The 26,259-nt window shown below is 64.5% G+C and carries 26 protein-coding genes and 1 pseudogene; 11 read left to right on the top strand and 16 right to left on the bottom strand.

The genetic code is table 11. The features are described from left to right. Positions 1-473: 473 nt before the first annotated feature. Entirely contained in the window at positions 474-1,559 is a 1,086-nt protein-coding gene (locus HUN07_RS23135; protein WP_174913175.1) for a TY-Chap domain-containing protein, read from the bottom strand. A gap of 465 nt (positions 1,560-2,024) precedes the next feature. On the opposite strand from HUN07_RS23135, the pseudogene HUN07_RS23140 reads away from it, so the two are divergent. Then, positions 2,025-2,804 (top strand): annotated as a pseudogene (locus tag HUN07_RS23140) (transposase); the annotation flags it as partial. A gap of 331 nt (positions 2,805-3,135) precedes the next feature. Here the strand turns inward: HUN07_RS23140 and HUN07_RS23145 are convergent. After that, positions 3,136-4,065, bottom strand: coding sequence for a barstar family protein (locus HUN07_RS23145; protein ID WP_174913178.1), 930 nt, complete (start codon positions 4,063-4,065; stop codon positions 3,136-3,138). Between the two features lie 671 nt (positions 4,066-4,736). Between HUN07_RS23145 and HUN07_RS23150 the strand changes: the two genes are divergently transcribed. Beyond that, positions 4,737-4,988: a hypothetical protein gene (locus HUN07_RS23150; protein WP_217487157.1), complete on the top strand. Its 252-nt coding sequence runs from the start codon at positions 4,737-4,739 to the stop codon at positions 4,986-4,988. Then, positions 4,985-5,827 (top strand): alpha/beta fold hydrolase, encoded by an 843-nt coding sequence (locus HUN07_RS23155; protein ID WP_174913181.1) that lies wholly within the window; start codon positions 4,985-4,987, stop codon positions 5,825-5,827. The genes HUN07_RS23150 and HUN07_RS23155 overlap by 4 nt, the downstream gene beginning before the upstream one ends. Before the next feature lie 253 nt (positions 5,828-6,080). Here the strand turns inward: HUN07_RS23155 and HUN07_RS23160 are convergent, their stop codons facing one another. The 3 genes from HUN07_RS23160 to HUN07_RS23170 form a co-directional block, all read right to left on the bottom strand. After that, positions 6,081-7,322 carry an IS256 family transposase gene (locus HUN07_RS23160; protein ID WP_174910361.1) on the bottom strand — a complete coding sequence of 414 codons (1,242 nt, stop codon included), beginning with the start codon at positions 7,320-7,322 and terminating at the stop codon, positions 6,081-6,083. Positions 7,323-7,668: 346 nt separating this feature from the next. After that, positions 7,669-8,388 (bottom strand): DUF6226 family protein, encoded by a 720-nt coding sequence (locus HUN07_RS23165; protein ID WP_174913184.1) that lies wholly within the window; start codon positions 8,386-8,388, stop codon positions 7,669-7,671. A 352-nt stretch (positions 8,389-8,740) separates the two neighbouring features. Then, positions 8,741-9,601: a haloalkane dehalogenase gene (locus HUN07_RS23170; protein ID WP_174913186.1), complete on the bottom strand. Its 861-nt coding sequence runs from the start codon at positions 9,599-9,601 to the stop codon at positions 8,741-8,743. Between the two features lie 173 nt (positions 9,602-9,774). On the opposite strand from HUN07_RS23170, the gene HUN07_RS23175 reads away from it, so the two are divergent. After that, positions 9,775-10,401, top strand: a complete 627-nt coding sequence (locus HUN07_RS23175) for a TetR/AcrR family transcriptional regulator (protein ID WP_174913189.1) — start codon at positions 9,775-9,777, stop codon at positions 10,399-10,401. Between the two features lie 1,716 nt (positions 10,402-12,117). After that, a complete protein-coding gene (locus HUN07_RS23180) occupies positions 12,118-12,912 on the top strand; it encodes an alpha/beta hydrolase (protein ID WP_174913192.1) in 795 nt (264 codons plus the stop codon). Between the two features lie 174 nt (positions 12,913-13,086). On the opposite strand, the gene HUN07_RS23185 is transcribed toward HUN07_RS23180, so the two are convergent. After that, a complete protein-coding gene (locus HUN07_RS23185; protein WP_174913195.1) occupies positions 13,087-13,473 on the bottom strand; it encodes a transposase in 387 nt (128 codons plus the stop codon). 504 nt (positions 13,474-13,977) lie between these two features. Between HUN07_RS23185 and HUN07_RS23190 the strand changes: the two genes are divergently transcribed. Further along, positions 13,978-15,069, top strand: coding sequence for an IS110 family transposase (locus HUN07_RS23190; RefSeq protein WP_174913198.1), 1,092 nt, complete (start codon positions 13,978-13,980; stop codon positions 15,067-15,069). Positions 15,070-15,373: 304 nt separating this feature from the next. Here HUN07_RS23190 and HUN07_RS23195 read toward each other — a convergent pair whose 3' ends face one another. The 4 genes from HUN07_RS23195 to HUN07_RS23210 form a co-directional block, all read right to left on the bottom strand. Next, a complete protein-coding gene (locus HUN07_RS23195; RefSeq protein ID WP_114724618.1) occupies positions 15,374-16,339 on the bottom strand; it encodes an IS481 family transposase in 966 nt (321 codons plus the stop codon). 105 nt (positions 16,340-16,444) lie between these two features. Continuing rightward, on the bottom strand, positions 16,445-16,963 hold the full coding sequence (locus HUN07_RS23200; RefSeq protein WP_174913201.1) for a hypothetical protein: 519 nt from the start codon (positions 16,961-16,963) through the stop codon (positions 16,445-16,447). Positions 16,964-17,131: 168 nt separating this feature from the next. Further along, the gene (locus tag HUN07_RS23205) at positions 17,132-17,506 is read right to left on the bottom strand and encodes a DUF4259 domain-containing protein (RefSeq protein ID WP_174914976.1); all 375 of its coding nucleotides are present in this window, start codon (positions 17,504-17,506) and stop codon (positions 17,132-17,134) included. 90 nt (positions 17,507-17,596) lie between these two features. Continuing rightward, a complete protein-coding gene (locus HUN07_RS23210; protein ID WP_174913204.1) occupies positions 17,597-17,983 on the bottom strand; it encodes an HsmA family protein in 387 nt (128 codons plus the stop codon). A 333-nt stretch (positions 17,984-18,316) separates the two neighbouring features. Here HUN07_RS23210 and HUN07_RS23215 point away from each other — a divergent pair, with 333 nt between their 5' ends. Further along, positions 18,317-19,093 (top strand): CPBP family intramembrane glutamic endopeptidase, encoded by a 777-nt coding sequence (locus HUN07_RS23215; RefSeq protein ID WP_174913207.1) that lies wholly within the window; start codon positions 18,317-18,319, stop codon positions 19,091-19,093. Between the two features lie 181 nt (positions 19,094-19,274). Here HUN07_RS23215 and HUN07_RS23220 read toward each other — a convergent pair whose 3' ends face one another. The 3 genes from HUN07_RS23220 to HUN07_RS23225 form a co-directional block, all read right to left on the bottom strand. After that, positions 19,275-20,294 (bottom strand): zinc-dependent alcohol dehydrogenase family protein, encoded by a 1,020-nt coding sequence (locus HUN07_RS23220; RefSeq protein WP_174913210.1) that lies wholly within the window; start codon positions 20,292-20,294, stop codon positions 19,275-19,277. A 236-nt stretch (positions 20,295-20,530) separates the two neighbouring features. Continuing rightward, entirely contained in the window at positions 20,531-20,761 is a 231-nt protein-coding gene (locus tag HUN07_RS27165) for a hypothetical protein (RefSeq protein ID WP_254622647.1), read from the bottom strand. Positions 20,762-20,768: 7 nt separating this feature from the next. Continuing rightward, a complete protein-coding gene (locus HUN07_RS23225; protein WP_254622648.1) occupies positions 20,769-21,389 on the bottom strand; it encodes a hypothetical protein in 621 nt (206 codons plus the stop codon). A 243-nt stretch (positions 21,390-21,632) separates the two neighbouring features. Between HUN07_RS23225 and HUN07_RS23230 the strand changes: the two genes are divergently transcribed. After that, the gene (locus HUN07_RS23230) at positions 21,633-22,100 is read left to right on the top strand and encodes a hypothetical protein (protein WP_174913213.1); all 468 of its coding nucleotides are present in this window, start codon (positions 21,633-21,635) and stop codon (positions 22,098-22,100) included. A gap of 47 nt (positions 22,101-22,147) precedes the next feature. Further along, positions 22,148-22,666 carry a hypothetical protein gene (locus HUN07_RS23235; RefSeq protein ID WP_174913215.1) on the top strand — a complete coding sequence of 173 codons (519 nt, stop codon included), beginning with the start codon at positions 22,148-22,150 and terminating at the stop codon, positions 22,664-22,666. Positions 22,667-22,768: 102 nt separating this feature from the next. Here the strand turns inward: HUN07_RS23235 and HUN07_RS23240 are convergent, their stop codons facing one another. After that, positions 22,769-23,152: a winged helix-turn-helix transcriptional regulator gene (locus HUN07_RS23240; protein ID WP_174913218.1), complete on the bottom strand. Its 384-nt coding sequence runs from the start codon at positions 23,150-23,152 to the stop codon at positions 22,769-22,771. 84 nt (positions 23,153-23,236) lie between these two features. Between HUN07_RS23240 and HUN07_RS23245 the strand changes: the two genes are divergently transcribed. Further along, a complete protein-coding gene (locus HUN07_RS23245) occupies positions 23,237-23,647 on the top strand; it encodes a RidA family protein (protein WP_174913221.1) in 411 nt (136 codons plus the stop codon). A 319-nt stretch (positions 23,648-23,966) separates the two neighbouring features. Here HUN07_RS23245 and HUN07_RS23250 read toward each other — a convergent pair whose 3' ends face one another. Further along, on the bottom strand, positions 23,967-24,419 hold the full coding sequence (locus HUN07_RS23250) for a hypothetical protein (protein ID WP_217487158.1): 453 nt from the start codon (positions 24,417-24,419) through the stop codon (positions 23,967-23,969). A 311-nt stretch (positions 24,420-24,730) separates the two neighbouring features. Between HUN07_RS23250 and HUN07_RS23255 the strand changes: the two genes are divergently transcribed. Beyond that, complete coding sequence (locus HUN07_RS23255) at positions 24,731-25,471, top strand: MBL fold metallo-hydrolase (RefSeq protein WP_254623043.1); 741 nt, start codon at positions 24,731-24,733, stop codon at positions 25,469-25,471. A gap of 110 nt (positions 25,472-25,581) precedes the next feature. On the opposite strand, the gene HUN07_RS23260 is transcribed toward HUN07_RS23255, so the two are convergent. After that, positions 25,582-25,986, bottom strand: a complete 405-nt coding sequence (locus tag HUN07_RS23260) for a DUF4259 domain-containing protein (protein ID WP_174913230.1) — start codon at positions 25,984-25,986, stop codon at positions 25,582-25,584. Positions 25,987-26,259 lie beyond the last annotated feature (273 nt).

Consider the following 26,259-nt stretch of genomic DNA (forward strand, 5'->3'; position numbering starts at 1 on the left):
CGTCGCCGTGCCCACTATGTGCCACGCCGACCGGAAAGACCCCGATGCCATGCCCACGCGACGCTCCCGTTCGTTCGGTTCCCTTTGCCGCCTGCCGTCCGGCAAGTGGCAAGCGCGCTACTCGACGCCGGATGCCCTGCATCACGTGGGCGATGACTCCGACGACGTCGACAATCTTGACATCCGAGGCGAACTGCCCCTAGCTTCAGCGACATTCGTGCAGGCGCAATCGGGTCCGAGGATGTCGGTGAAGGAATCACCATCTTCGATGTGCCTCTTGAGGTAGCGCGAGCGCTGACCGGAATCCGTCGAGACGCTGATGACATCCCGCAACTGACCAGACTTGACTGACCCAGACCCCAGTCAGTGCCCGTACGGGTGCCCACGCTCGGCATGAGCGTGCGTCGTCAGACACACGCTCATGCCGAATTGAGGGCACTTGTGAGGGTTGGATGCGGTTCGAGATCAGTCCATCATGAATCGCTGCGGGCAAGCCCCAACTCGACCTCGAGATAGGACATCGCTTCGGCTCCCCAGGAGGAAAGGGTGATTTCGCTCGGACCGGCGACACCGAGAACATCCCGGAACGTGGCGGCCGTCCGCTGTGCCACATCGCCCAACGAGACATTTCGCCAATGACGCACCCGCGGTCCGGTCCATCCCGGGTGCTCAACGCCGTTGGCCTGCTGAGGTGCCCACTTCCAGCCCAGCCGTGTCATCCTCTGATGGAACTCGTCCCGTGTCAGCCCTGCCGACTCCCACATGACCGATGAATTGACGATGGCGAACTTGTGGTTCATAAACTGGACGAAGCATTTGTCGCGATCGGCACCTGGCGCTGAGAGCGTCAGGAGCGCACCCTTGGGCAGGGTGGTGAGAACCCATTCGAAACGTTCGACGAAATCGAGCCAATCGACACATCTGTCGACGGCACCCCGGTCACTCGGACGATCCGGGGCAATCGAGGTCAGTCGGCGCGTTATTCCATAGAGAGCTTTCACGGGTCCTGCATCGTCGAACGTGCTGTAGCGCAGCCGCGCCGGTGTCGCGCCCAGCCCATCACGCAGAACCTCGATCACCGCAGCAGCGATCTTCAAGCGTTCGGCGTGGTCGTCCGGCCAATAGGTCTCCCATTGCAGCGCTGTTTCCGGACGCCGGGCGACTCGTTCGTATGCTCGGTGGTCGGCAGGCCGCGCCAACTCTTCGGCTGACCATTCTTCGGTGGCTTCCTCAGCCTGGGTGACCCACAACGGCTCAGGGTTCCAAAGGGCAACTTCGGATACGGTTCGGGTGCTCGGGGCGTCGGGGTTGGTCCTCACCGATGACATTCGATGCGATCGAAGCACCGATACCAACCGGTCCCGGACATCGGGGTCGGCAGGGACGGGAACCTTGATCTGCGGCTCGTCGCCGTCGATGTAGAACAAGACCTCGTAACCGGTCGCGGCGTCGTGCAGCCGAATACCGTTCCCGTCGCCGCGCGGTTCGTCCTCCTCGCTGAAGTTGAACAGGTACTCCGGCATCTCCTCGAGCACCCGCGCCCAGCTGTATTCAGTCATCGCTGCTTCCCCTATCCCGTTGTCAGCGCGAACCATACCGGCCCTTACCGACGACCTTGATGCTGCAGGTCAACGAGGTCAGGGTGGCTCATCTTCACTGGCACAGGACAATGTGCCGACGACCTCGGGCACCCCGGTCATGTCATGAGCGTGCGGCCGCGCGATCACCCTTGCCGACGCCGACTACCCCCTCACATCCGGCGGCCATACCAACACGACACCCTCGTCTAGGAACCGTCCTACCGCCGCTGGGTTGGCATCGAGCGCGTGGTTACGGATCTGGCAGCGCGGATCGCCGCCGGAGCACGGCTATGCGTGGTCCGACCCCCTATCCCGGACACTAGCCTCGCGCTTTCACGCTGATTGAGCGGCGGCCTGTGTCGTGAACGAAGAAAGGTGCCCTGAACTGCAAGAATGTGACTTGTCTAGGGTCATATTCGTGCGAGTTCGAGGAGCACCTTTCAGGTGGGTAAGTCTACGTCCTGTTACCCGAGGTTGTCGGTAGCCCCCTCCGGAACGGGTGTGGTGTCGCATGCCGGATCGGTGTTGCTGCTGCGGACCGCGGAGAAAGTCGGTCTGACCAGTGCGTTGTCGACCGCGCTGTCGCGGTGGCGCAAACCACTGTCCCGTCACGATCCTGGGAAGATCGTGTTGGATCTCGCGGTCAGTGTCGCGCTCGGCGGCGACTGCCTCGCTGACCTCGCCCAACTGCGGGCCTGCCCGGAGGTCTTCGGGCCGGTCGCCTCCGATCCGACCGTGTCCCGCCTGGTCACCGCACTGGCTGCGGACGTGTCGGCCGCAACGACTGCGATTGCTTCGGCGCGCGGCGCCGCCCGCGCCCAGGCGTGGTCTGCCGCGGGCGGGCGGGCACCCGATCACCGGATCGACAAGCAGGATCCGCTGATCGTCGACATCGACGCGACGCTGGTGACCGCGCATTCGGAGAAAGAAGCCGCAGCCCCGACGTTCAAGCGCGGCTTCGGGTTTCATCCGTTGTGCGCGTTCGTCGACCACGGCGACGGCCGGACCGGGGAACCGGTAGCAATGCTGCTGCGAGCCGGGAATGCCGGCTCCAACACTGCCGCCGACCACAAGACCGTGGTCCGGGAAGCGTTGACGCAACTTCCGGTCGGCTCGAATTATCGGGTCGGGCGGAAGGTGCTGATCCGCACCGACGGTGCCGGCGCCAGCCACGATTTCCTCGACTACCTCACCAAGCGGCGGTTGGCATACTCGATCGGGTTCGGAGCCCACCGCCACCCGCTATGGGCGAACACCCTTCTCTTCTTCTCTCGCTCGGTCTCTCTCTCGCGCCGGTCGGTCTGTCTTCTCTCTCTTCTCAACCGAGCACGTTTCTTCAGTGAGCCGGGTACTACTTCGCTTACTTGAACGGAAGCGCTCGCGGTCGTGATTAGGACCCGCCAGTCATGTGTCCTGCTTGACGATCGTCGACAAGAATGAAACGAGCGCGTCCCGATCGAAGCGTTCAGCGGGTGCGACGAGATCTTCGCGGCGGGCGGCATTAGCGATGGTGTCGCGCGGCGTATGGCCTTGAGCGTGGGTAGATGCTGGCAGGTTACTGATCGTCGGAGCTATCGCGCAGCTCGCTGTATTTACCGAGGACGCGCTCCTTTTCCGCGCCGAACGGGTAGCCGGCACCAGTTGAAGAACCCACTCTCAGGCCGGCATGACGCAGAGCCAGATAGATGTCCTCGTCGATCTCGCCGAGGTCGCCCACCCCGCGTATTCCCACCGACACGACCACATCGCAACTTTGCTGCTGCTCTACGAGATACTCGGCTGAATCATCAACAGCGAGTTGGACCGGGTCGAGAATCTGCCACCTCGCCCATCCGCCAACCCGCTCCTCGAGCGTGGATCCGATGACCTCGATTGCCGCGGCAGCGTCAGCGTTGGTGGTGTCAAACTGGAACTCGACGATCTCTTTCTCGGTGATCGGCCAGGAACTCGGCGGGTTGTCCCAGAGGCTCCCCACTCGGATCGGTCGTCCGCCGACGGCTCCAAGGTCCTCGGCGGTCGATTCGACGATGCACAACATCGGGTGCGAGAAGAGCGCCGCCAGGCGCGCATGCTCCGCGAAGATGGTCAGCAGCGCATCTGCCGTGTGACGGTCCAGGTTCACCAGGGCGTCGTAGCCGGCAAGGGCGAGGACTGTGCCGGTGGTATCCGGGTCGCTGCCGTATCGAAACTCCCCGACGTCGTACATCAGGTCGTTGAAGGCATCGAGGTTCTTGCCATAGAAGGAGGGGAACGACAGTGCACCGGCCAACACCGTGTGCACGTCGGTGACGGTGATGCTGTGCTGCAGATCGATCCGATGGACCAGGTAGCCGAGTTCATCGAGTCGCCGAGAAGCGCAGTCGAGCCCGAATCGGGTGTCGTACCTGTACACGGATCCGTTCTGCAACAGACTCCAGTCAAAGCGCTGCCGTTGCGTGTCGAAGAGCTCTCGATCAAGCGGGTCGAAGACAGGACCGCAAGGCATGCACGAATCGTAGATCAGCAGTCGCCCCGACCAAGGCGCGTCTTCAAGACACGGAACAGGAGAATCTGCTCTAGACGACCGGAGCACTCGGGATTAGCCAGGAGGACGGAACGTAGGCGGGCCCCGCCACCCTCGCTGTTCACAACTTCAGGATGCGTTCAGCGCCCAACTGCGCGGTGGAACCGCCCCTAGGGGCAACCCGCACGCCACTAACCTGGAACTCATCCAGATTGGTGTGATCGGGAGCCCTCCTCAAGTGTGATTACCGACTGGTCAACCTATCCAATCCGCATGCAGGCCAGAATGAACCGGCATTGGTGAACACCCCTCCACTTCTTCCACCTCTCTCCAGCCAGCTGGCCATCTTCTTCTCTCTCACGCTCGCTCGCTCCATCATCCATCCACTACTCACACCGGCGGCCACCGTGGGGCCATCTCTCCAAGCGGCGGCACAACGTGGACGCATGGACGTGACCAACGTTCACCTGGCCACCTCGAACACCAATGAAGCCATGTGCTTTCACCCGTGCAATGCGCCTCTTCGATGGTCGCGGGCGATCGTCCGGTGTACATCCGACGTGCCGCCTCACGCGTCGTGCTATCGAGTTGCATCCGCCATACGCTTCATGCGTCAGCGATGAGTTTGGGCGGCGGATCGGGTCTGCCTTGGCATGACTCGAATTGTTGCCGACATCTCGGTCTCTCTGGACGGCTTCGTCACCGGGCCCGATCCCAGCCCGGACTACAGTCTGGGCACCGGCGGCGAGGCCCTGCACACGGGGGCTCTTTCCGACTACCCCGACGACCGCCGGATCCTGCGCGAGGGGGCCACCCGCTCGGGCGCCGCCGTCCTCGGCCGCGACCTCCAGCTCGACATCGACCGTGACGCAACTGACCTACGACTTCTTCGGGTGATCCGATGACCACTATCAACGCCAATGGGATCGCCTTGGGCATCGAGTCGTTCGGTGACGACGACGCGCCACTGGTTCTGCTCGCGGGCGGAACGACGATGTTCTCCTGGCCAGACGCGCTGTGCGAGCGCCTCGTCGCCGGCGGGCGCCGTGTGGTGCGCTACGACCTGCGCGATAGCGGGGAGTCGACGACGACGGATCCGGAGGCGCCCGCCTACACCTTGCGCGGCCTCGCCGCCGACGCCGCTGCCCTTGCTGACGCGCTCGCCGGCGGGCCTGCACACCTCGCGGGAATCGGCGTCGGCGGGATGGTCGCCCAGGTGGCCGTGCTCGACCATCCAGGCGCCTTCTCGGCGCTCACCCTGGTCGGCACCCGCCCGGTTGCCCCTGGCCCGCCCGACGATGACCTCCCCAACCATGACCAGGCGACGATGAGCCGACTGTTCGCGCGCCCGATGCCCGATTGGACCGACCGCGAGGCGGTCGCGGAGTTCGCCGCCGCCGGCGCGGAGATCCTCGGCGACGACCCGGTCGCCGCGCGAGCAATCGCAGGGCGCATCTGGGACCGCACGCCCGGCACCGCACCCCCGGTCCAGATGGCCAACCAGATGGGCCTGGTGTTTTCCAGGCTCGACTGCAAACCCCGCTGGCGCGAGCGCCTGCCCGAGATCGAGGTCCCCACGCTCGTCGTCCACGGCCGCCGCAACCGGTTCTTCCCCGTCGGCAACGGCCAGGCGATCGCGCGCGAGATCCCCACGGCACGGCTGCTCGTCCTCGAAGAAGCCGCCACCGCGATACCCGATGCGGCGGTCGGCGAGGTCACCGAGGCGATGCTCACGCTCGGATAGAGGTAGGTGCCGTGCGTGTCCGGCTTCCACGCAGCACATCGCCGCTGAGGTGCCCACAGCACGAGCGAGTCAGCAAAGTGGAAGACGGGCCATCCCGAGCTTGTCCGCGAACACTGAACCCAGAGCCAGGCACTCGGCTACTGCACCAAGTGGCACCCATCCAGATCTGTGTGATCAGAAGCCCTCGTCAAGTGTGATTAGGTCAAGTCCAGAGGCGTGGTGTAACGAGGTCGCCGCGTGATTCCTCGCGGGGCTATGCGGTCAGGGCGGGTGTGACCTCCTCGGTGGGTTCGGTGGTGTCGGCGGGCTTGTCTCCGCGGGCGTGGGCGAGGACGTCGAGGCCGAGGTAGCGGCGTCCCTCGATCCACTCGTCGTGTTGTTCGGCGAGCACGGCGCCAACGAGGCGGATCAGGGCGGCGCGGTCGGGGAAGATCCCGACGACGTCGGTGCGTCGGCGGATCTCCTTGTTCAACCGCTCTTGCGGGTTGTTGGACCAGATCTGTCGCCAGATCTGTTTCGGGAACGCAGTGAACGCGAGTAGATCGACCCGGGCTCCGTCGAGGTGGTCGGCGACCTTCGGGAGCTTCTCGGTGAGGGCTTCGATGATCCGATCATATTGTGCGTGAACGGATTCCGAATCGGGTTGGTCGTAGACCGAGTGCAGCAGCGTGCGCACCCACGGCCACGACGACTTCGGGGTGACCGACATCAAATTCGTCGCGTAGTGGGTGCGGCAACGCTGCCAGGAAGCACCGGGCAGGGTGGCGCCGATCGCCGCGACCAGGCCGGCGTGGGCATCGGAGGTCACCAACTTCACCCCGGACAGGCCGCGGGCGACCATCCCGCGGAAGAACGTGAGCCAGCCGGCACCGTCCTCGGCGGAGGTGACATCGATGCCCAGGATTTCGCGGTAGCCGTCCGCGTTGACCCCGACCGCGACCAGGGCGTGGACGTTCACCACCCGCCCGTTCTCGCGGACCTTGAGCACGAGGGCGTCGGCGGCGACGAACGTGTACGGGCCGGCGTCGAGGGGGCGGCTGCGGAACGCCTCGACCTGCTCGTCCAACTCTTTCGCCATGATGCTGACCTGGGACTTCGAGAGCGAGGTGATGCCCAACGTCTCGACCAGCTTCTCCATCCGGCGGGTCGACACCCCGAGCAGATAGCAGGTCGCGACCACCGTGGTCAGGGCCCGCTCCGCGCGCTTGCGGCGCTCGAGCAGCCAATCCGGGAAGTAGCTTCCCGAACGCAGTTTCGGGATCGCGACGTCGAGGGTCCCGACGCGGGTGTCGAAGTCTCGGTGCCGGTATCCGTTGCGCGAGTTGATACGTTCGTCGGAGCGTTGCCCGTAGCCGGCGCCGCACAGGACGTCGGCTTCGGCGCCCATCAGCGCGCGGATGAACATTGTGAGCAGCTCGCGCAGCAGGTCCGGGCTTGCTCCGGTGAGTCGGTCTTCGACGAGCTGGCGCAGGTCTATATCGTGGGCAGTGGTCATCGTGTGGTCCTGTCTCGAGTCGACTTGGTAGGTCTCTCGAAGAATCACGCGGTGACCGTCTTTCGTTCGGCTACGACACGCCGGCCATCTCAATCGGCTCCGGTTCGTACACCATCTTCATGGACGCAACCTGTGATTACCGACTGGTCAACCCATCCAATCCGCATGCAACCCAGAACGAACCGCCATAGGTGAACACCTATCCACTGTCGCGCTCTCTCCGTCGGTGAAACACAACGGGCATGAAAGGGTGACCCCCTTTGGATGGTTGGATGCCCACCCATCCGTTGGGGCCACAACCGATCATGGAAACGCTGGTCCTGCGAGCGGCAGTTTCGACCTGGTTTCAGACGGGGCGCGACACCCAGTTCGGGGGCCACGGTGCTGCTGTGAACGATGTGGGTTCGGCGACATTCTGAACGGTGCCACCTTCATTGGCGAATGATGCGCGCACCGAGTAGCGGTTGGTTGTGAGGTGAACGGCGAGGGAACCATCGACGATGGACAGCACCCATCGGTCCATATCTCTGAGCAGTTCAGCGGACCCGCGATCGCACGCGTCGCATCCACAATCGGGAATTGATGCCAACCTCATTGCAGGGTCTCCCGCTGCAACGGTGACGGTGACGATGTGGTCGTTGTCCACCGGTGTGTGCGTCGTCAGAACCAGGGGGACTGCTCCGTCGGCTGCGGGCTCGAGGACGGTGTCGGCACCGCCTGTATCAAAGGGGCGGAGCGCCCAATCTATTTGCGATGCTTCTCGCGCCCAGCCGCGGTCGAGGAGAACCTTCGTCCACGCTCGCGCTCTGGCCACCACGATCAGGAACTTCTCCGGGTTGGTGACTTTCTCGTACGCTGCCGCGTCAGGAGCGTGGCCATCCTTGTACGGGTGCGGCCATCCAGGAGTGGCTGCACCGGTGGTCGCGAATGCCGCGTCGACGTCGGCGAGTAACTCGCACATCTGTCGGGACAGCAGCGGCTCGTACCGTCCCCAACCGGTTTCGCGTGCGCGGAGAATATCGTCGTTGTATTCGTCCCACCACGACCGCGCTTGATCTGTCCCCACGACAGCGACGCTACCTGCCGTGGGGGGGCATCTGATCCGACGACGCTTGCGAGTGCTCGGCTTTTCACCGGCAGAGGTGCGAAGCTGCAACCTGTCGCGACGGCCCCGCCTACCCGACCGCCGCCAACCGTGGAACCAGTCCAGATTCGGCGTGATCAGCGGCCACTCCCAAGCGTGATTACCGATCCGTCAGTTCACGCAATGAACCGACGGCACAACAGGACCAGCTACAGGTGAACACCTCTCCATCCATCCATCCACTCCACTCCATCTCACGGTTCTCTTCCTCAGCCAGCCGCCATCCAGCCATCATGAGCCACCCGGGCGCACGCATTCGCACCCTCCGCGCTGTTCACGGGAACCGATTGGCGATTGCCGAGATGATCTCGTCTGGCTCGCGCTCCTGGATGAAGTGCCGCGCACGGGGTAGCTCGACGACGTCGAGATCGGCAAATGCGGCATGCATCCGCGGGATACACACCTTCGGACGGAAGATCATGTCCCGCATCCCCCACACTGCCAGCGTCGGCTTGTGTCCCAGCAGGGCGGGTACGTCTTGGGCGAGTTGGTCCAATAACGGGCGTGCGGCGCGAATTTCCTTGGGCATGAACGTGAGCCCCCGTCGCGCTTCCTCGGTGGGTTGCACCATGCGGTAGTGGTCGGCCTCTGCCTCGGTGAGCGTGCGGCCCAGCTCCCCGAGCAGGAATCGCTCCACAAGCAGGTTCTGCCCGAGTATGCGACGTTGCATGGGACGGCTGCTCATGATCACGCTGAATGCCCTATTGACCAGTGGATCGATCGGCCAGAACACCGTGTTGCCCAGCACGACCCCTCTGACTCGATCTGCCCGCGCGGTTGCCGCGCTCAGCCCGATGGGGCCGCCCCAGTCGTGCCCCATCACGACGAAGCCGTCCAGTTGCAGATGGTCGATCAGTTCGCCCAGGACCGTCGCATGCTCAGCGATCCTGTAGTCGAAATTCTCCGGCCTTTCGGACAGTCCGAAGCCCAGATGATCCACGGCGATGCACCGATACTGGTCACGCAGGCCCTTCACGATGTGGCGGTATAGGAAACTCCACGTCGGTGAGCCGTGACAGAACAGAATCGGCGGTCCGGATCCCTCATCGATGTAGTGCACCCGACCGACAGACGAGTCGAACCATCGCGACTCGAACGGATACAGGGTCTCGTCGGGAACGAAATCGATCATCATTGAGCGCCCTCCTCGTCCGGACCATCTCTTCACGTCGCTCTTAAGGGCCGGCGCGCGCTCGGTGACCAAACCCAGGCCACCGAATCCCACCCCTGCGCAGCAACCCTCACCGCGAGGTTGCGCTACAGGTGTAGCACATTCTCGCCAGTACGCTACACCTGTAGCATGCGGTTGTGTCTACACGAGCAACCGGCGCCGATGAACGCCGAGAACTGGTCGCAAACAGCGCCATCCGCATCATTTCCCGCGACGGACTTCGGGCGCTCACACACCGAGCCGTCGACCGGGAAGCCGGGATCCCGCAGGGGTCGACCTCCCATCATGCAAGAACCCGGCTCGCACTACTCGAACTTGTAGTCGACACGCTCGCCGAACGCGCGATAGCTGACGCCAAGCACGCCGCAGACGCCCTGGCCGCAACGCCTCAGGGCGAACACCAGCTGAACATCACCGAGCTTGCAGGCGTGATCGGCGCACTCGTCGAGAGACTCTCGGACCGCCGCGACGACATGAAAGCCCGCTACGCACTCATCCTCGAACTCGATGACGTTCCCCTACTTCAGGGGAAGTTGACTACGCAGTCCGAAGTCCATGCGGTTACCCGAGAGGTGACCTCGTCACTCCTCACCAGCGCGGGTCTTCCCAATTCCGACGAACGGATCGAGGAACTGATCTCGCTCACGGACTCCTTGGTGTTCACGCGAACGGTCATCCACGGAACCACCCCCCTGGAATCCATCCTCACTGCCTATCTGCGAGGTGTCGTCCCACTTTCGGCCACCTCTACCGGGAAGTCGTGAGGTCCGGCGCCATATCGGGTCGACAGGTGTCGTGTGGTCAGGGGCCTCCGAAAAGTATGGTCACCGACCGAGCACATAGCGAATCAATCTGCCTCAGCGGGCAAACCGTCGTCGAAGCCCGCACGGACGGACTCCTCGAGCAGATGCTGGTGCTGTTCACCGTATCGGCGATCCGCTGCATGTTTCGGTTGTCGTTGGAGCGGGCGGCGGCGCGCGAGTTCGCCGCGCCTCCGCCTAGCGAGAGAAGCCGGAACGGTTCCTGCACAGCAGGATCCACGCAATACGTACTGAACACGGCACACCGTGCGATGCTTGGAGCATGAACATTTCACATCGATTTACTTCAGCCGCGGCTGCCGGGCTCATGGGCGCTGCCATGTTCGTTGCGGCGCCGGGCGTGGCCAGCGCCGCTGATCCTTGCCAGCTCGGGTGGTCGAATGTGGGACCACGAACGTGCGCTATGACAGACGTCGGGATGGCTCCGGTGTGGACACTGGGAGACGGCATCTGTCCAGGGATGCTGGTCGCCTCCGGGAATGCGTTCGACGGACCACTGTCGGAGTACTCCAACGCTCCAGGGGCGGTCCATTCCGTCGAACTGCGAGTTACGCAGGGCCTCTCACCTTTGGGCGAGTGGGGGTCGACTGTCCTGGCCTGCAACGCAACTGCGATCATCGATTGGCAGAACCTCGATACCGGTCAAACCGGCACAGTGAGTCGATACATCCCTGCGAGCAACACGAGCGCCTGGCCGGTATACGTGCATGTGGGTACGGGCCCGGGACGTGTTCGGCTCACCATGCGGACCGACCACCCGAGCATTCCGGTCTCGACGGACGTGGTCGTCCCCTGACGTCACTGTGCACGTAGTGGCGACCTTCTGGTCCCCATCGACACCCCACTGATCGTGTGCACCTTGCCAATCCTTTCGCTGTTGGCGATGTGACGACCCGAGACCAGCGGGGCCGCCACGCCCTCGACATTGCCTTACGCCATCCGATCCGAGCCGCCTGCGCGAAGTATTTTCGGGGACTGCGGCATTCAGTGGTGACAAGACAAGTGGCCTGCACTCTGGAACTCATCCAGATTTGTGTGATCAGGGGCCCTCGTTAAGTGTGACTACCGATCGGTCGGTCTAGCCAAAAAGTCTGCCGTCCAGGGCCGGCCGCCATTGGTGAACACCTCTCCATCCAGGTCGAGTCCCTCCATCCATCGGTGGTGCTCTCACAGGTGGTTTGTTCGGTTCCGTCCATTCATCTCTCGCACGGTCCTCTCTTTCGCTCGCGCTCACACGCTCACCCACCCATAGGGTGTTCACCCTGAATGCCCGTTTGGGTTCACCCATCGACACCGCGAACGATTCCCTCACGCGGAGATTGGCCCCGTTCAGGGGTCTTCATGGGGACTGCCGTGAGGGGTATGGTGGCTAATTGGAGGCGCTGGGTGCACGCGGAAACTCAGTGGCAGCGGTGTACGAGTGCCGTGGCGGAGCTGGCAGGGTCTAGGGCGTCGCGTGGGGCCGGGGGACCATGCGCCAACCCCATTCAGGACCACATGACGCTCTGATTCGAGACCACCGACGTGTGGTTGAGTGGTGATGCGGTCTGGGGACCCAGCGGTGAGCGGTCCGTCGAAAGGAACACATTCGCCGTGTTCGACGAAGTCGCACTCTGCAGATCAGCTTTAGTTGAAAGCTGCTGTTACGGAGGGTAGATCGTGCCGAAACTCGAACTGATTCATCGCAAACCAGCTGGAACTCCGAACGGCCCGCCGATCCTGCTCGTGCACGGCGGTTGGGGTGGTGCTTGGTGCTGGGAGTACGGGTTCATCGACAAGCTGACCGGCCTCGGCTGGGAAGTGTATGCACTGAGCCTGCGCGGTCACGGCAAGAGTGAGGGCAGGGACAAACTCCGCTGGGCGAGCATCAAGAACTACGTTGACGACGTCCGCTCGGTCGCGGATTCACTGCCCACGCCGCCACTGATTGTCGGCCACTCGATGGGCGCGTTTGTCCTTCAACGGTATTTGACGAAGGGACACCCCGCTGCGGCCGTCGTATTGCTCAGTTCGGTGCCAGCGGCGGGGATTCGCGGGTTCACAAAGCGTTTGATTCGCCGCCATCCGGTGTTGTGGCTTCGCTGTAATCTCACGCTGAGCCTGATGCCGATCATCGAAAAGCCGGAACACTTCCGTGAATGGGTTCTCGGGCCCGAAACGACCGAAGAGCGAGTGCTTGAACTGCACAGCCATGTTCAAGACGAGTCGTATCGTGCCGTCGTCGACATGACCTTCGCGCTGCCTCCTCGACGCAAGAACATCCCCGCCATCCCGATGACGGTCATTGCCGGTGAGAATGACGCGATCGTCACGGTCAAGGAAGCACGAAGAACTGCCAGGAGGTTCGGCGTCACCGCTGATGTTGTCCCTGGCATGCCGCATGGACTGTTCGAACCGCAGTGGCGTGATGAAGTAGCCGAACGTGTCGACAAGTTCGCACGTTCGCTGACCTGACTCACGGAGGGTGAGCCCTGCGTTCGCGTGTGACTGAGTCGGTATGAGGTGGTGCCGGTTTCGATGATGGTGCGGTGAAAAGTGTGGTGGGTGGAAGGAAGGGTGTTCACCAATGGTGGAGCGTGCTGGGCTGCATACGGATTGGATAGGTTGACCAGCTGGTGTAATCACACTTTACGAGGTCTCCAGATCACACAAAATCTGGATCAGTTCCAGTGACAGCACTCGGCTCGACCAGACCCGATCCGGGGCACCGACAACGCGTTCATCATGATCGGGAACATTTGGCGTGTCACCGGCCTGACCTGGCCCGATCAGTAGGACAAGAGGGCGGCCGTGGCCGTCGGCGAGCTGGTGGATCTTCGTGCCGAGCCCACCGCGCGAACGTCCGAGCGCATGGTCGGCCGGCTCGGCGAAAAGGTTCGTGTAATTCGACAGATCGCTCCCATTCGCATCGGCGTGTGCGAGTAGCGCATTCAAGATCGTGTCCCAGGTCCCGTCGCCGGCATAGCGGCGGTGACGCTTCCAGATCGTCTGCCACGGAACAAAATCCGTCGGCACGTCTCGCTACGCGATCCCCGCCCGATAGCGGTAGACGCTGCCCTCGACAACCCGACGATTGTCCCGGAACGAGCGGCCCCGACATCCGTCGGACGAGGGAAGCGACGGTTCGATCAACGACCACTGCTCATCGGTCAGATACTCGGTGCGCGACACACTGAACGGTGTCGCGCACCGACTACGCGTATTCGGGAGACACGCCCTAGACGGTATGTAGTGACACACGACTTGTCGTGAGTTCACTCCAAGTGGTCGGCGTCCCTCGGTTGGTGAGGATGTGGCCGGCGTGGGGGTCGAAGTCAACGTCGTTCATGCTCGCTGCGCTGCGCGTGCTCCACGTTGACATCGACAGCCTGCGCCGACCAGGTCGGCGGTGATCGAGGGACGCCCCAGAAGGCGACTGTGGACCGCTCTTGCGGGCCGGGACCTCACACACAAGATTCGTGGGTTACCGAGCAGACGAACCTGCCTGTTCGGCCTATCCGACAATTGTGGGAGGCCCCGGTGTTCACCGAGCGTACGAGCATTGGACTGGACGTGCACGCACGTTCAGTCGCGGCAGCGGCAATCGACAGCGTCACCGGTGAGGTGTTCCAGGCCCGGTTGACCCCGTCCTATGAGCACATCCGGTCCTGGGTCGCGGATCTACCCGGGCCGGCGGCGGCCGTCTACGAGGCCGGCCCGACCGGTTTCGGACTGTATCGGGCGTTGACCGACTCGCATGTGCGGTGCGAGGTCGCAGCCCCGTCGAAACTGCAGAAACCATCCGGGGATCGGATCAAGACCGACGCCCGCGACGCACTGCATCTGGCCCGGTTGCTGCGCCTCGACGAGATCACCTCGGTGTCGATCCCAAGCGTGGATCAGGAAGCGGCCCGAGATCTCGTGCGCGCTCGTGAGGACTGCCGCGGTGATCTGATGCGAGCACGGCATCGCCTGTCGAAACTGTTGTTGCGGCACGACATCGTCTACTACGGCGGCGCCGCCTGGACCGGAGCGCACGACCGCTGGCTACGCGCCGAAGCGGCACCCCAGTTGACCTCGCCTGCGACACGGATGGCGTTCGACGCCGACTACGACCACGTCCTCACGATGCAGGCCCGACGTGGGCGCCTCGACACCGCGATCGAAGAGATGGCTGCCGCCAGTGAGTTCACCCCGATCGTCCGCAGGATGTGCTGTCTGCGTGGGGTGAGCACCTTGACGGGCTTCGCGTTGGCGGTCGAGATCGGCGACTGGAATCGATTCACCGGCAACACGATCGGATCCTTCGTCGGATTGGTTCCGTCGGAGTACTCGTCGGGTTCGTCACGCGCACAAGGTTCTATCACCAAGACCGGAAACACCCATGCACGCCGGCTGCTGGTCGAGGCGGCCTGGCATCACCGGCCGCGGTATCACGTCGGCGCGGTGATGCGGTCGCGGTGGGACCGGGCACCGGCAGCTGCCCGGGCGCGTGGGGACGAGGGCAACCATCGCCTGCACGGCAGATGGGTGGGCTTCCTCGAACGCCGCAAACGCCCGACGGTGGCGAACGTGGCGATCGCCCGCGAACTGGCCGGTTGGTGCTGGTCCCTGGCGGTCATGGACGACTGACCGCCCACCGATCCGCTTCCTCCCCGGGTCGGTGGTGGCAGCGCGTGGATCGACCCGCGACACACCTATGAGCAGACCTTCGAGTCGACGCTCGATGCTAGACAAGCGGTTACGATCCAGCCGAAACCCACCGTCCTGCGGTAGCCAACCCGCGTATATCAGTCTGACCGCGCGTCGCACACCGACACGCTCACCACGCAGACTCCGGCCGAGGAAGCAACGAGGCGCCGTCAGGGTCGCTCCCCGGCGGCGCCTCACCATGGCCTCTTGACAATCTTCTCTACATATCAGGTGTACCTGGCCATCAGGTTGGTTGCAGTCGGCTGATCGGTGGGAGTCCTCCGAGTGCGCTGTGGCGTCGTCGAGTGTTGTAGTACTCGAGCCAGGGTGCAAGTGCGTCGGCGCGTTCGCTGTTGCTGGTGAAGACCTGACGGTAGGCCCACTCGGTTTGCAGGGTCCGGTTGAGGCGTTCGACCTTGCCGTTCTGCCACGGGCAGTGCGGTCTGATGAACTTCTGCTTGATCCCGTGTTCGGCGCAGACTGCGCGTAGGGACCATCGGTAGGCCCAGGCGTTGTCGGTCATCAACCGCTCGATTCTCGTGATGCCGCGGTCCGCGAAGTAGTCGATCGCACGGGTCAGGAAACCCGAACAGGTGGAGCCCTTTTCGTCTGGGAGGATCTCCGAGTAGGCGAGTCGGGAGTGGTCATCGACGAGCGAGTGGACGTAGTCGAATCCGGTCCGGGTGCTGCGGTCGCGGGCTGTCGATCCGGCGGCTCGTCCGTGTGCGCGCCATCCGCCACCGTCGGGGATTCTGCCGAGCTTTTTGACGTCCATGTGCACCAGTTCGCCGGGCCGCTCACGTTCGTAGCGCACGGCGGTGGTTTTCGACGAGCGGATCACCTGACCGGTCATCGGGTCCAAGTCCGCCAGGTGTGGCACCTGGTGGCGCCGTAGGACTCGGGAGACTGTGCGGGCCGGCACCCCGAGTTCTGCTGCGAGCCAGTCCGGCCCGCGTCGCTCACGCACACGGAGCTCGACGATCCGGGTCTCGACTTCGGCTGCGGTTCGGGTCGGCATGGTGTGCGGGCGGGAGGACCGATCGTGTAACCCGGCTTCGCCCTCGGTCTCGTAGCGGGCCACCCACGTCGACACGCACTTCCGGGATATCCCCATTGCGCTGGCGATATGCGCTTTCGGCCAGCCATCTCGGTAGCGCTCGACGATGAGCAATCTGCCGAGATATGTGGTTCGGGCATTACGGTGGGACACGAGAACCTCCGAGCGGATGTGGGCCTTAGACAAGCCACACCCCACTCGGAGGTTCTCTTCACATCAAGCCGACACGCCCGCTACCAACGTCCTGACCGGGTACACCTAGGTGTCATAGTCTCCGTCGTCCCACGGGGCGTAGAAGGCCATATAGTCGCCCGGTTCGACCGTGACATTCCAGTACCACTCATGGTCGTCCTCCGAATCCGGCCCGTGAAGGATCAACCCGAACTCGTGCCCGTGCGCCGTCACGGAGAACGGGGCGACGGTAATGTCGCAGAACGAGACTGGTTGAATCTCCGAAAGCAGGCGTTCGACGGCATTCTCCTGCTCGTCGAAGTGCGCGACGTTACCGGGAAGCGAACCATCCCCGGGTCGGGTTCCCAGTGGAACAATCGTCGAATCCACAAGCGCGCCGCCCACATCGAACAGGTATCTGGCTGCGAACTCCGCCCCGGACGCGTCGCCACTAGCCCACGCGAACGGAGTCGTGACAAAGAACTGGCGGCCGTCGACTGCCGTCCCGACGAACGCCGCGTGGTAGTCGTCATGCGCAATCACCAGGGACTGGGGAGCCAACTGTCCGTCAGCATCCCGCAAACCAGGATCGAGATGATTAGTCACCCAAAAATGATAACGATCAATCAACAGCACTGATGGAGATGCGCGACGGTGACACCCGGCTGCCGCAGGGGCGTGACCGGATCCGGATCCGTATGAGCAGTGGTGCTCGATACGTGTGTCTGCCGACCAGTCAGCCGCGCCAGTCCGCATGCGCCCCAGCCCGGCCCATCATCCCTCGCGCTCCGCCGCCACCTCGGCCAGTTGGTCGAAGGTCCGCACGAGGACCTCACGTCGCCGCTCCTTGTAGTCCGGCGCAGGCTCCAGCCCGTCGATCGCCCCGTCCCAGACGGCCAGGAACCGGTCTCTCCAGTCGGCGATGGTCCCCGGGTCGGGCAGGGTGACCCCGACGTAGTGCTGCTGCGAGATGAGATGGAGCAACTCCAGGTTGCACGGCACCGCGACACCCCAGTACTCGTCCGGCTCGATCTCGACCGGATCGCCGGACATCGCCTTGGTCACCTCGTCGACGAGCCGGCCGGTCATGTCGGCGAGATGATCGGCGGCGGTGTCGTCGTCGAAGTTTCCGCTGCCCCAGGTCCCCATACTGTCCACACCCTCCTGTATCCGATTCTGGCGACATCGAACCAGACAGCGCCGACATTCCGCCGACCGGCAGGCCAGGCCCGGGCCGCGCTAGCCGGTCATCGCGCCGATGGCCCCCGTGAAGTAGGGCACCAGCCAGATCGTCCACACGACCAGGCTGAACTGGTGGAACTTCGCCTTCTCGGAGGGACGATCGCGGAGGAGGACGATGACGGCCCACACCAGGTGAATGGCCATGAGCACGATGGCCACGGCTCCGGTGACGATCATGATCCTGTCGAAGGTGGATGTTCCGGTTTCCGTTGACTCGTCGGAGATTCGGCTCATCAGGAAGGTACCGGTGGCGTCGCAGACCAGGCCGAGCGCGAAGGCGCCGGCATGCCACCACTTCAGGGTCTTCTGGATGCGTTCCGACCACACGCCGATGGAGTAGAAGACCAGGGCAAACGTGATGACGATGATCGCGGTGGCCAGCATGCCCCGAGACTAGCCGGGGCTTGATGCCGATCCGCGACGCCTCGCCGCCATCTGCCGCCATCGGCTCGGAACCAGGCACATCGCCGCCGTGCTGAGATTTCGAAGGATCGCAAGGGTGCGAGCCGGCTAACTTCTCGTCTCCGGCGCCAGCGCCTCCGAGATCACCGCCCGGACCGGCGAGATCCACGTTGTGCCAGCGCAGTCGGGGCGGGATCACACCTGGGTACGAGGAACGGTTGATACCGTGGGTTGATGCGCTCCGGGGGGCGCCGCGTGAGGCTCTGCTGCATGACTTCACGACCGCCCCGGATGTGGGCGCCGACAATGGTTTACATGCTCGTCGTGTTTCTGGCCGGCGGCATCCTCGTCGCTACACAGTCCGCGACCGGACCCGATCCAGACCTACTCGAACTGGTGCAGTTCGCACCGGCAATTGCGGTTGTGGTGGTCCTGCTGGTCTGGTGGGGCCGGTGGCGTCCACCGCTCGAGGTGAGTCTGTGGCGGCCCGACGCCGCTCTGGCAGCCACCGCCGCCGGATCGGTGCTGGTGGTCTTGGCCTTGCCCGCAGTGGTGGTGGTCGCGCTCGGTGACAGCGTCAGCCTCTCCGCGGTGCACGCCGGGTCGGCACCGATCGGACTACTCGTCCTCGCGCAGTGTGTCGGCGCCTGCGGCGAAGAGATTGGATGGCGCGGCTTCCTGCAGCCCTACCTGCGCGGCAGGTACTCCGTACTGGTCACCGGCGTGCTGGTCGGGACCGTGTGGGGGGTGTGGCATGTGCAGATCTTCACGGTCGGGATCGCGTACGCGGCCGCCTTCCTGATGTCGACGATTACCATGTCGGTGCTGTTGGCGGTCCTCTTGGACCCGTTCCGCAACGGGAATCTGCTTGTCGCCACCCTGTTCCATGCCGTCGTCAACCTGGGACTGCTCGCCTTCGACGATGTCAGCGGCCGAGAGCCGCTGGTCTGGACGTTGATGGCGGTCGGCGCGGCGTGCTGCGCCGCCGCGATCGCGGCGGTCAGGAAGTTCAGAGGTCCTGCAGGCACCAGCGACCAATCGCAGGGCTACGCGACGGCCCACCGCGCTGCCGCGTCCCTCGATATCGAGTGATCACCGGCCGGTTGACATGACCAATCCACGTCTGCCGCAACATGACCCGCCGTTGGTGGACACCCACCCAATCGGGGCGTGTGGCGACCGCGCCAACAATGCCGTCGAAGGCAAGCCGCGCCAAGGTCTTTACACAACAGCGGTGTGGGCCGTTGCTCGGATTGCCGGACTTGCCTACCGGCTACGCTGCGAACACCAGCAGCGGTTTACCCCCGTGTGCGGCAGCTTCGGCCAAATAGACTGCTTCGCTGAACTTTTCGACGGGGATCGGCTGACCCTCCGGCACGCGCAACACTCCGCTGTCGGCGAGCCGAACTGTCCGGTCGATCGCGGCGGCCATCCGATCGTTCGGGCTCTCGGTGAACCAGCGGAACAGCCAGAACCCGCGAACGGTCTTTGTTTCGTAGATCAGTGAGCGCGCGAAGATGGGGATGGTGAGTTTGCCGGGATCGGTTTGGCGGTGCGTGGACAGCGCACCGTAGACGACCAACTCACCGTGCGGTGCCAGCGCACGCGACACGTCCGCACCCACCTGACCGCTGACGCAGTCGATCGCCTTGGACACGCCGTCGTGGCCCGCTATCTCGGCCACCCGTTCGCGCAGGTCCTCATCCTCCGTGCAGATCACCGCAGTGCCCCCCAGTGCGAGGATGCCCTCGACAGCGGATCGACGGCGGACCACGTTGAGGGTCTTGAAGCCGACGTGCGCGCCGAGTTGGATGACCGACTGGCCCACGATTGAACCGGCCGCGGTCTGCAGAAGCCATTCACCCGGTCGAACATCGAGCTCGTCACCGGTCAAGATCACTGCGGTGAGCGGATTGGTGAGAATCTGGGCGGCTGTGGAATCGCTCATGCCGGCGGGAACCGGCAAGACCCGCCCGGCGTCGGCGACGACATACTCCTGCCACGTGCCCTTGACTCCGATCGTGATGACGCGTTGCCCGACGCTCAGACCGTCTGTGCCGCTACCGAGTTCGTCGATCACACCGACGGATTCGATTCCGGGCACGGTGGGGAACTCCGGGATGAATCCGTATCGGCCGCGGATGGTGTGCAGATCGCTGGCATGGACGGGTACGGCGAGCACCCGGATCCGGACCTGGCCGGGACCGGGCTCCGGAATCGGGCGGGTCTGCAGGTGCAGAACCTCGGACGGCTCACCTACCGTGTCGGCGACGACAGACCACATGGTTCTCATCTTCCGGACGCTCCTTCGGTCGGATCCAGATCTCGCAACGGTTTCGGCTCGCACAATGTCTGCTGTGCCCGGTGACTGCGAAGATTCGGATCGGCGCGGTGCAATTCCAGCCCTACTGGTTCCAATGCTGCCACCACGGCGGGGCCGTTGCGGTCCAGACCGTCGTCTCACTCCCCGCCCCGCACGTTCGGGTACACCAATCCCGCGGGCACACTGTGCCGCCGCCTACGGGAGCGCTACCGTTCGGTCGCATCGGTAGTCGCGGCGCATTCAGCACACGCGCGCTCCAGTGCCTCGATGCGCGGCCGTCCCGCACCCGCCGGGGACCGTACCGCCAGCAGCGGCGGCCACGGCCAGTGCCGGCCGAGGCGGCCCCGCGCCCGTAGGAAGCCGAGTCCGAGCACGAGGCCGAAGATCAGGTGCCCGATCAGCGAGAGTGTGATCGTCGTCGGCGTCAGCGGAAACATGTCGTGCTCACCGCGCGGCGACAGGGCAACCGTTGCAATGAGCCCAGCCCATACGGGGACCACCGCGCCGGTGACGAACGCGAGGAGGACGGTGCGGCGGGACCGATGGTGGAGGCCTAGCGCGAGGGCGATGCGGAAGAAGGCGATTCCGAGTCCTCCGCCGTCGCCGAAGTAACGCCACAGGTAACCGACGATCGCGCCGGTCTGGGTGTCGGTTCCCCGAGCGGAGCCAGGTACCCATTTTCGGAATGAAGTCGTCCCAGAGACCGAGCAGATAGACGGTGTCGAGGCGGAAGACGTCATAGACCAGACACGCGAACATTCCCCAGCCGAGGCCGTGGCCGACGATGCGATCGATCGGGTGCGGAGCGATCACGCACAACACCACGAGGACGGCCGCGAGCGGAATGATCACCAGCGCGCCGGTGGCACTCATCGGCGCGACGCCGAACACCTGCGCCGAGATCGCGAGCAGCGGCAGGGACGCGAGCAGCAGGTACATGCCGATCCGGGCCAGGGTCCAATGGTGACGGACCGCCTTCCGGACGGATTCGACGGCGGGCAGGGCTGCGGCGGGCGGCCCGTGTTCGTGCACGTCGGGGATGGCGATACCGGGGATACGGGCCATGGCGGGCGGGGTCCTTTCGGTCGGGGGACCTCTCTCGACGAGTGGCCGGTTTCCGAGGCCTCTCCAGCGTCCGTCGGGTGCCCTGCCTGCGAATAGTCCCCCGAGGGGTGGTGAACAGCCACCCCTCACGCCCTCACGACTGCGACCTCCACCCATGACGCCCCACCCGTCGGCGCTACTCTGCTTTCCTGCAGCAACCTTCGCCCTGCGATCGCGGCCGGGCCACATCACCTGGGGGCAGTCGTGGGCTATGCATCCTTCACCAACTGGCGACGACTGGACGGTGACCCGGACGTCATCTGGCACGCATTCACCCACCCGGTGGAGACGGGGCTGTACGAGGAGCACAAGACGGAGACCGTGCTCGGGCCCGACTTTGCGATGGCCGCGGGGCACGGCTGGGACAGCAAGCACGGCGAGGAATGCGGCTTCGACGTCGTCCGATGGACCATCACCCGGCACGTGCCGAACGAAGTGTTCGAGTTCTCCGGCAAGCAGCGGGGGGTCCGGCAGAACGTCGTGCTCACCATGGAGCCCACGGACGGCGGCCACATCGTGACCGAGACCATCCACTTCCGCCCGGCACTTGCCGGCAAACCGGGTGCGCAACTGCTGTCCTGGCTGCTCCTGGCCACCGGCCTGCTGGCCAAGGTCGGCAATGACCACGGCGAGAATCTCGGCCTGCTCGAACAGCACGTCGCAGCCATGTAGCGGAACCTGTCGGCGCCTCGAATGATCTGGGGAAATAGGCTTTTGAAGTGACGGATCTGATTTCGAGCGGGATCACGGCCCTGCGTGCTGTTGGATGGGCGTGGGAGCCTGCAGGTGACCGGCAGGTGGTGTTTCCGGGTTCTCGTTACGAGGTGGTGCCGCCGCAGTTCTCGGCGTGGTCGTCGGCCTTCGGGCGCCTGTCGAACGCGGATGAGACAGTGTGGTTTCTGTCCGCAGGTGACTACTCGGCCGTCGGGGAAGACGCTTTTGCGTGGAACGAGTTCGAGATCATGAGTTTGGACGCCGCGGAGACCGACGAGCAGGCCTCGGCCGTCGTTCGCTTCTGGGACCGCCACCTTCCGATTCTGTTGTCGGTGAAGGACGGTTATTCGTATGTCGCGCTCGGGACGTCCGGTGAGGGTGCCGGAAGGGTGATCCTCGGCGAGGAGCCTGAGTTCGAGGAATCGGTGCCGCTAGCGGACGACTTCGACGAGTTCCTCGCCATCATCGCAGGCCGGCGGGACCCTGCCGATCCGCGTCCGTGGAACTTCCTCTTCGACAAGTGAATCGCTTCCTGCGTGGCCGGCACTTCAGCCCGGCACATCCAGGCGTCGAGTAGTTGTCGGCGCTTCTGCTCCCCCTCACCAACCTGTTCGGCGCCGAGAACGTCAGGCGAGTTCCGACTCGGCATCGAAGCGTGCGCGGGCGTTGTCGATGTCCGGCATGTACGTTTCGGCCCACCCGAGGAGGACGTCGACCGGGTGACGAAGGGTCTTGCCGAGCGGGGTGATCCGGTATTCGACGGCGATCGGGCGGGAACTGAGCAACTCGCGTTGGATGATGCCGTTGCGTTCGAGACGACGCAGCGTGGCGGTCAGCGATTTTTGTGTCACCGCGGGGATCGCGCGACGCAGATCATTGAAACGGCTCGGCCTCTCGCACAGTTCGTTGAGCACCGCCAACGACCACTTGTCGAGGATCTGATCGAGCAGCTCTCGATGAGGCGGGGCGATCGTGAGTTCGCCGCGAACGGCCGGGGAAGTAGCGCGCATGCTACCTAGTCTCGATGAAGTGACCTCCGTATACCAGGTATCAAAGTTATACCTATCCAGCTCGGTATTTCGAGGAGATCTCTCATGGCCGTTCAGTACCTCACGCCCGAGGGCATGACGCACCCCACTCCGTATCACCACGTCGCCGTCGGCTCCGGAACCCGACACGTCCACGTGGCCGGCCAGATCGCGCGACTCGCCGATGGAACCCCGGTGGCTCCAGGTGATCTCCCGGGGCAGGTCGCCCAGGCACTACGCAACACCGCTACCGGGCTGGCCGGGGCGGGCGCGACATTCAACGACGTCCTTCGCCTGACCTTCTACGTCACGCACTGGCATCCCGAGAAGATCGGCGAGTTCATGACCGGCGTCGAACGGGTCGCCGAGGACATCGGGCTCCCGCTGCCGCTACCGCCGGCATCGCTCATCGGCGTGGACTGTCTGTTCGAGCCGGACGTGCTCGTCGAGGTGGAGGCGACCGCCCTCATCGACTGACTGCATTCTCGGAGCCGCCCGTCTCGGAACAGACCGAGGGGCGACGTCGAAGGTTGTCCCGCAGGACAATCCCGCTTCGGCCCACGTCGCAGTGGTGGCCTCGGGTGGTGCGTGACAGTGCGCCCACCCGAGGGCTTCGCCTTCACTGGGACTGGCCGAGCCGGATCCCGGCCGCGAAGCCACCTCTCGCGGCTCGCTTGCGCTCTGCGACGCGCAGGACGTCGTCTAGGGTCGACCCGTGGAAATCGGCGATTCCGAGCACCACTTCCTGCCTCGACGGATGTATCGTGCTCTGGCTCAACGCAGTAGGCGATACGCCCTAGAGTCCCCTGAGCCCGAGCAGTCGACTCGCGAGGCGAGGTGGTCGATCCCCTCGCCCCGTCAGCCGATCTACGAGCTCGGGCGTGTGGGGTGGGAATGAGTCGAGGATCTCGGCGGGCCCGAACGTGATGGGTTCGCCTCGTTTCGTGCGGTCTAGAGCATCCGTCCAACCCGTGATGAGCAGATACCATCCCGCTTCCGCGACTACCGGCAAGTCTGAGGTCAAGACCGCGTCGATCTCCACGACGCCGTCGCTGAGCGAGGCGACGTCCTCGACCGTCCGAGATATCACCACGATCGTCACCGATGGGTCGCTGTTCCAGACCGTCGCGTCGGCCCATCGCTTGTAGAGCTCGGTTTCCTTGCGTTCTCGGGCGTCTTGACGCCACCAGAATGCGAGGAGTCCCGCCACGATGAGCCCAGTGGAGCCCCAGAGAACGAACTCGAACATGCCCACATCATAGGAATCGATCCGCCCGCCTGTCCGAGAAGCGGGCATATCCGAGCAGAGCATGCAGAGGTCGGCGACAAGCGCGTCAATGAGCACGATCAGAAGGCGATGAGTGTGAACGGTCCGAAGTACCCTGGCCCGCGGTGGGCGATGACCAGCCATTCAGGAGACACGCCCTAGGTGAAAACCGACGACGCCGTGATCATGGTGTGCGACTCCCTGTGTTGCCGCGGCGAGACCGGGCAGGCACCACGCCCGGCCAGATCGGCATGTCGATCGGGCGATACCGCAGAATGGGCGTCGTGACGAGAATGGACGAAGTGGCGTCCAACGTTTTCCGTGCCACCGGGACGGACGTCAACGTGGCGATTCTCCGAGACGGTGACGCCTTGACCCTGATCGACGGCGGCTATCCCGGCGACATCGGCGCCGTCGAAGGCGCAATCCGCTCCCTCGGCCGCCGTCCCGAAGATGTGCAGGGCATGCTGCTCACTCACGCACACATCGACCACATGGGTGCGATCGTCGCGTTCCACGACCGCTACGGAATTCCCGTGTTCACGGACCCTGCCGAGGTCGCCCACGTGAGACGGGACTACCTGGAGCAGGCAACTGCCAAGGACTTCCTTCCGATGCTTCACAGGCACGGAGTGCTGCCGTGGCTGCTGCGCATTGCACGGGCCGGGGCGACCAAGCCGCTCTCCCTCGACGACGCCCACGCCTTCCCGTCCGACGGCCCCCTCGACCTGCCCGGTGCGCCCGTCCCCGTGGCGACCCACGGCCACACGTCCGGGCACACGGCGTACCACCTGCCGCAGCACGGCGTGATCGTCACCGGCGACGCACTGGTCACGGCGCATCCACTGTCGAAACTGCAAGGCCCACAACTTCTCCCGGCGGTCTTCGACCACGGGACGTCGGACACTCTCGCCGCGCTCGACCATCTGGCGACGCTCGACGCGGAGACCATCCTCCCGGGGCACGGACCCTCGGTGTCCATGCCGATCGCCGCGGCCGTCGCGCAGGCAGTCGACAGGTACCGGATCGGATAGTCGACCGCCTCGTCGCGTGTCGTGCAATCCGTCGAGACGAAGGATCTGCTCGATCACGTCCTCACCGTGGCTCGTCGAGACGCGATGATCGCGAACCAGCGGATCCGCGCTCAGTTCAACGCCCGGAGGCTCTCCAATCTGCTCAGGATCGGCGCCCGCCACTCCTCGAGATCCTCCGGGCCGTTCTCGGCCCACAACTCGTGGAGCTCCGAGGTGTCGCTGTCGGCGATGGCGCGTCCGAGCGTCGTGAGGATCCACGCGCGCTGCTCCGTCGTCAGGGACCCGGTGTACGCGGCGGCGTCGATCCCCTCGAGCTGCGAGGGCGCCGACCGCAGTCCGTGGGCCACCGCGACCACCTCTGCGAGCGCGATTGCCGCCTGCGCGTCGTCCGCCTCGAGGTACTCGTCGTCGACGTGCCGGCAGTAGTCGTCGATGTCGAACTCGCCTGCCCGAATCGCCGCGAGCAGGTCGCCCGCTCCGTCGTTCTCGAACGGTCCCGAACCCCACGTCCCCACGTTCGCTCCTCCTGTTCCGCGGGCTGCTCAGCCCGTCGTGCCGACCCTACGGTCGACCACCGACAGTCCACGACCGGCGGCATCCAACGCCGAGTAGCCCATCGCGGCGAGCCCGATGGGTCGGCGTGACGGTGGAGGAAGTGAAGTTCGGAGGCCGGAAAGGGGGATGCCCGCTCCTTTCCACTTTCAACTTATAGCGCACAGGGGGCCTTGCGGCAAGGCCCCGGTCATGCCGCAGAATCGCTGGCCGAGGTCTGGAACTGAGGGAAACGG

Source organism: Rhodococcus sp. W8901 (assembly GCF_013348805.1).
GTDB lineage: Bacteria > Actinomycetota > Actinomycetes > Mycobacteriales > Mycobacteriaceae > Prescottella.

What these genes read in the sequence shown, in the direction of transcription:
- HUN07_RS23225 (WP_254622648.1), bottom strand. Translation starts at nt 21,389, where the DNA reads ATGGCCCGTATCCCCGGTATCGCCATCCCCGACGTGCACGAACACGGG.
- HUN07_RS23240 (WP_174913218.1), bottom strand. Translation starts at nt 23,152, where the DNA reads ATGCGCGCTACTTCCCCGGCCGTTCGCGGCGAACTCACGATCGCCCCG.
- HUN07_RS23155 (WP_174913181.1), top strand. Translation starts at nt 4,985, where the DNA reads ATGACCACTATCAACGCCAATGGGATCGCCTTGGGCATCGAGTCGTTC.
- HUN07_RS27165 (WP_254622647.1), bottom strand. Translation starts at nt 20,761, where the DNA reads ATGTTTCCGCTGACGCCGACGACGATCACACTCTCGCTGATCGGGCAC.
- HUN07_RS23245 (WP_174913221.1), top strand. Translation starts at nt 23,237, where the DNA reads ATGGCCGTTCAGTACCTCACGCCCGAGGGCATGACGCACCCCACTCCG.
- HUN07_RS23160 (WP_174910361.1), bottom strand. Translation starts at nt 7,322, where the DNA reads ATGACCACTGCCCACGATATAGACCTGCGCCAGCTCGTCGAAGACCGA.
- HUN07_RS23145 (WP_174913178.1), bottom strand. Translation starts at nt 4,065, where the DNA reads ATGCCTTGCGGTCCTGTCTTCGACCCGCTTGATCGAGAGCTCTTCGAC.
- HUN07_RS23210 (WP_174913204.1), bottom strand. Translation starts at nt 17,983, where the DNA reads ATGCTGGCCACCGCGATCATCGTCATCACGTTTGCCCTGGTCTTCTAC.
- HUN07_RS23150 (WP_217487157.1), top strand. Translation starts at nt 4,737, where the DNA reads ATGACTCGAATTGTTGCCGACATCTCGGTCTCTCTGGACGGCTTCGTC.
- HUN07_RS23255 (WP_254623043.1), top strand. Translation starts at nt 24,731, where the DNA reads ATGGACGAAGTGGCGTCCAACGTTTTCCGTGCCACCGGGACGGACGTC.
- HUN07_RS23205 (WP_174914976.1), bottom strand. Translation starts at nt 17,506, where the DNA reads ATGGGGACCTGGGGCAGCGGAAACTTCGACGACGACACCGCCGCCGAT.
- HUN07_RS23170 (WP_174913186.1), bottom strand. Translation starts at nt 9,601, where the DNA reads ATGATGATCGATTTCGTTCCCGACGAGACCCTGTATCCGTTCGAGTCG.
- HUN07_RS23220 (WP_174913210.1), bottom strand. Translation starts at nt 20,294, where the DNA reads ATGAGAACCATGTGGTCTGTCGTCGCCGACACGGTAGGTGAGCCGTCC.
- HUN07_RS23215 (WP_174913207.1), top strand. Translation starts at nt 18,317, where the DNA reads ATGCTCGTCGTGTTTCTGGCCGGCGGCATCCTCGTCGCTACACAGTCC.
- HUN07_RS23135 (WP_174913175.1), bottom strand. Translation starts at nt 1,559, where the DNA reads ATGACTGAATACAGCTGGGCGCGGGTGCTCGAGGAGATGCCGGAGTAC.
- HUN07_RS23250 (WP_217487158.1), bottom strand. Translation starts at nt 24,419, where the DNA reads ATGTTCGAGTTCGTTCTCTGGGGCTCCACTGGGCTCATCGTGGCGGGA.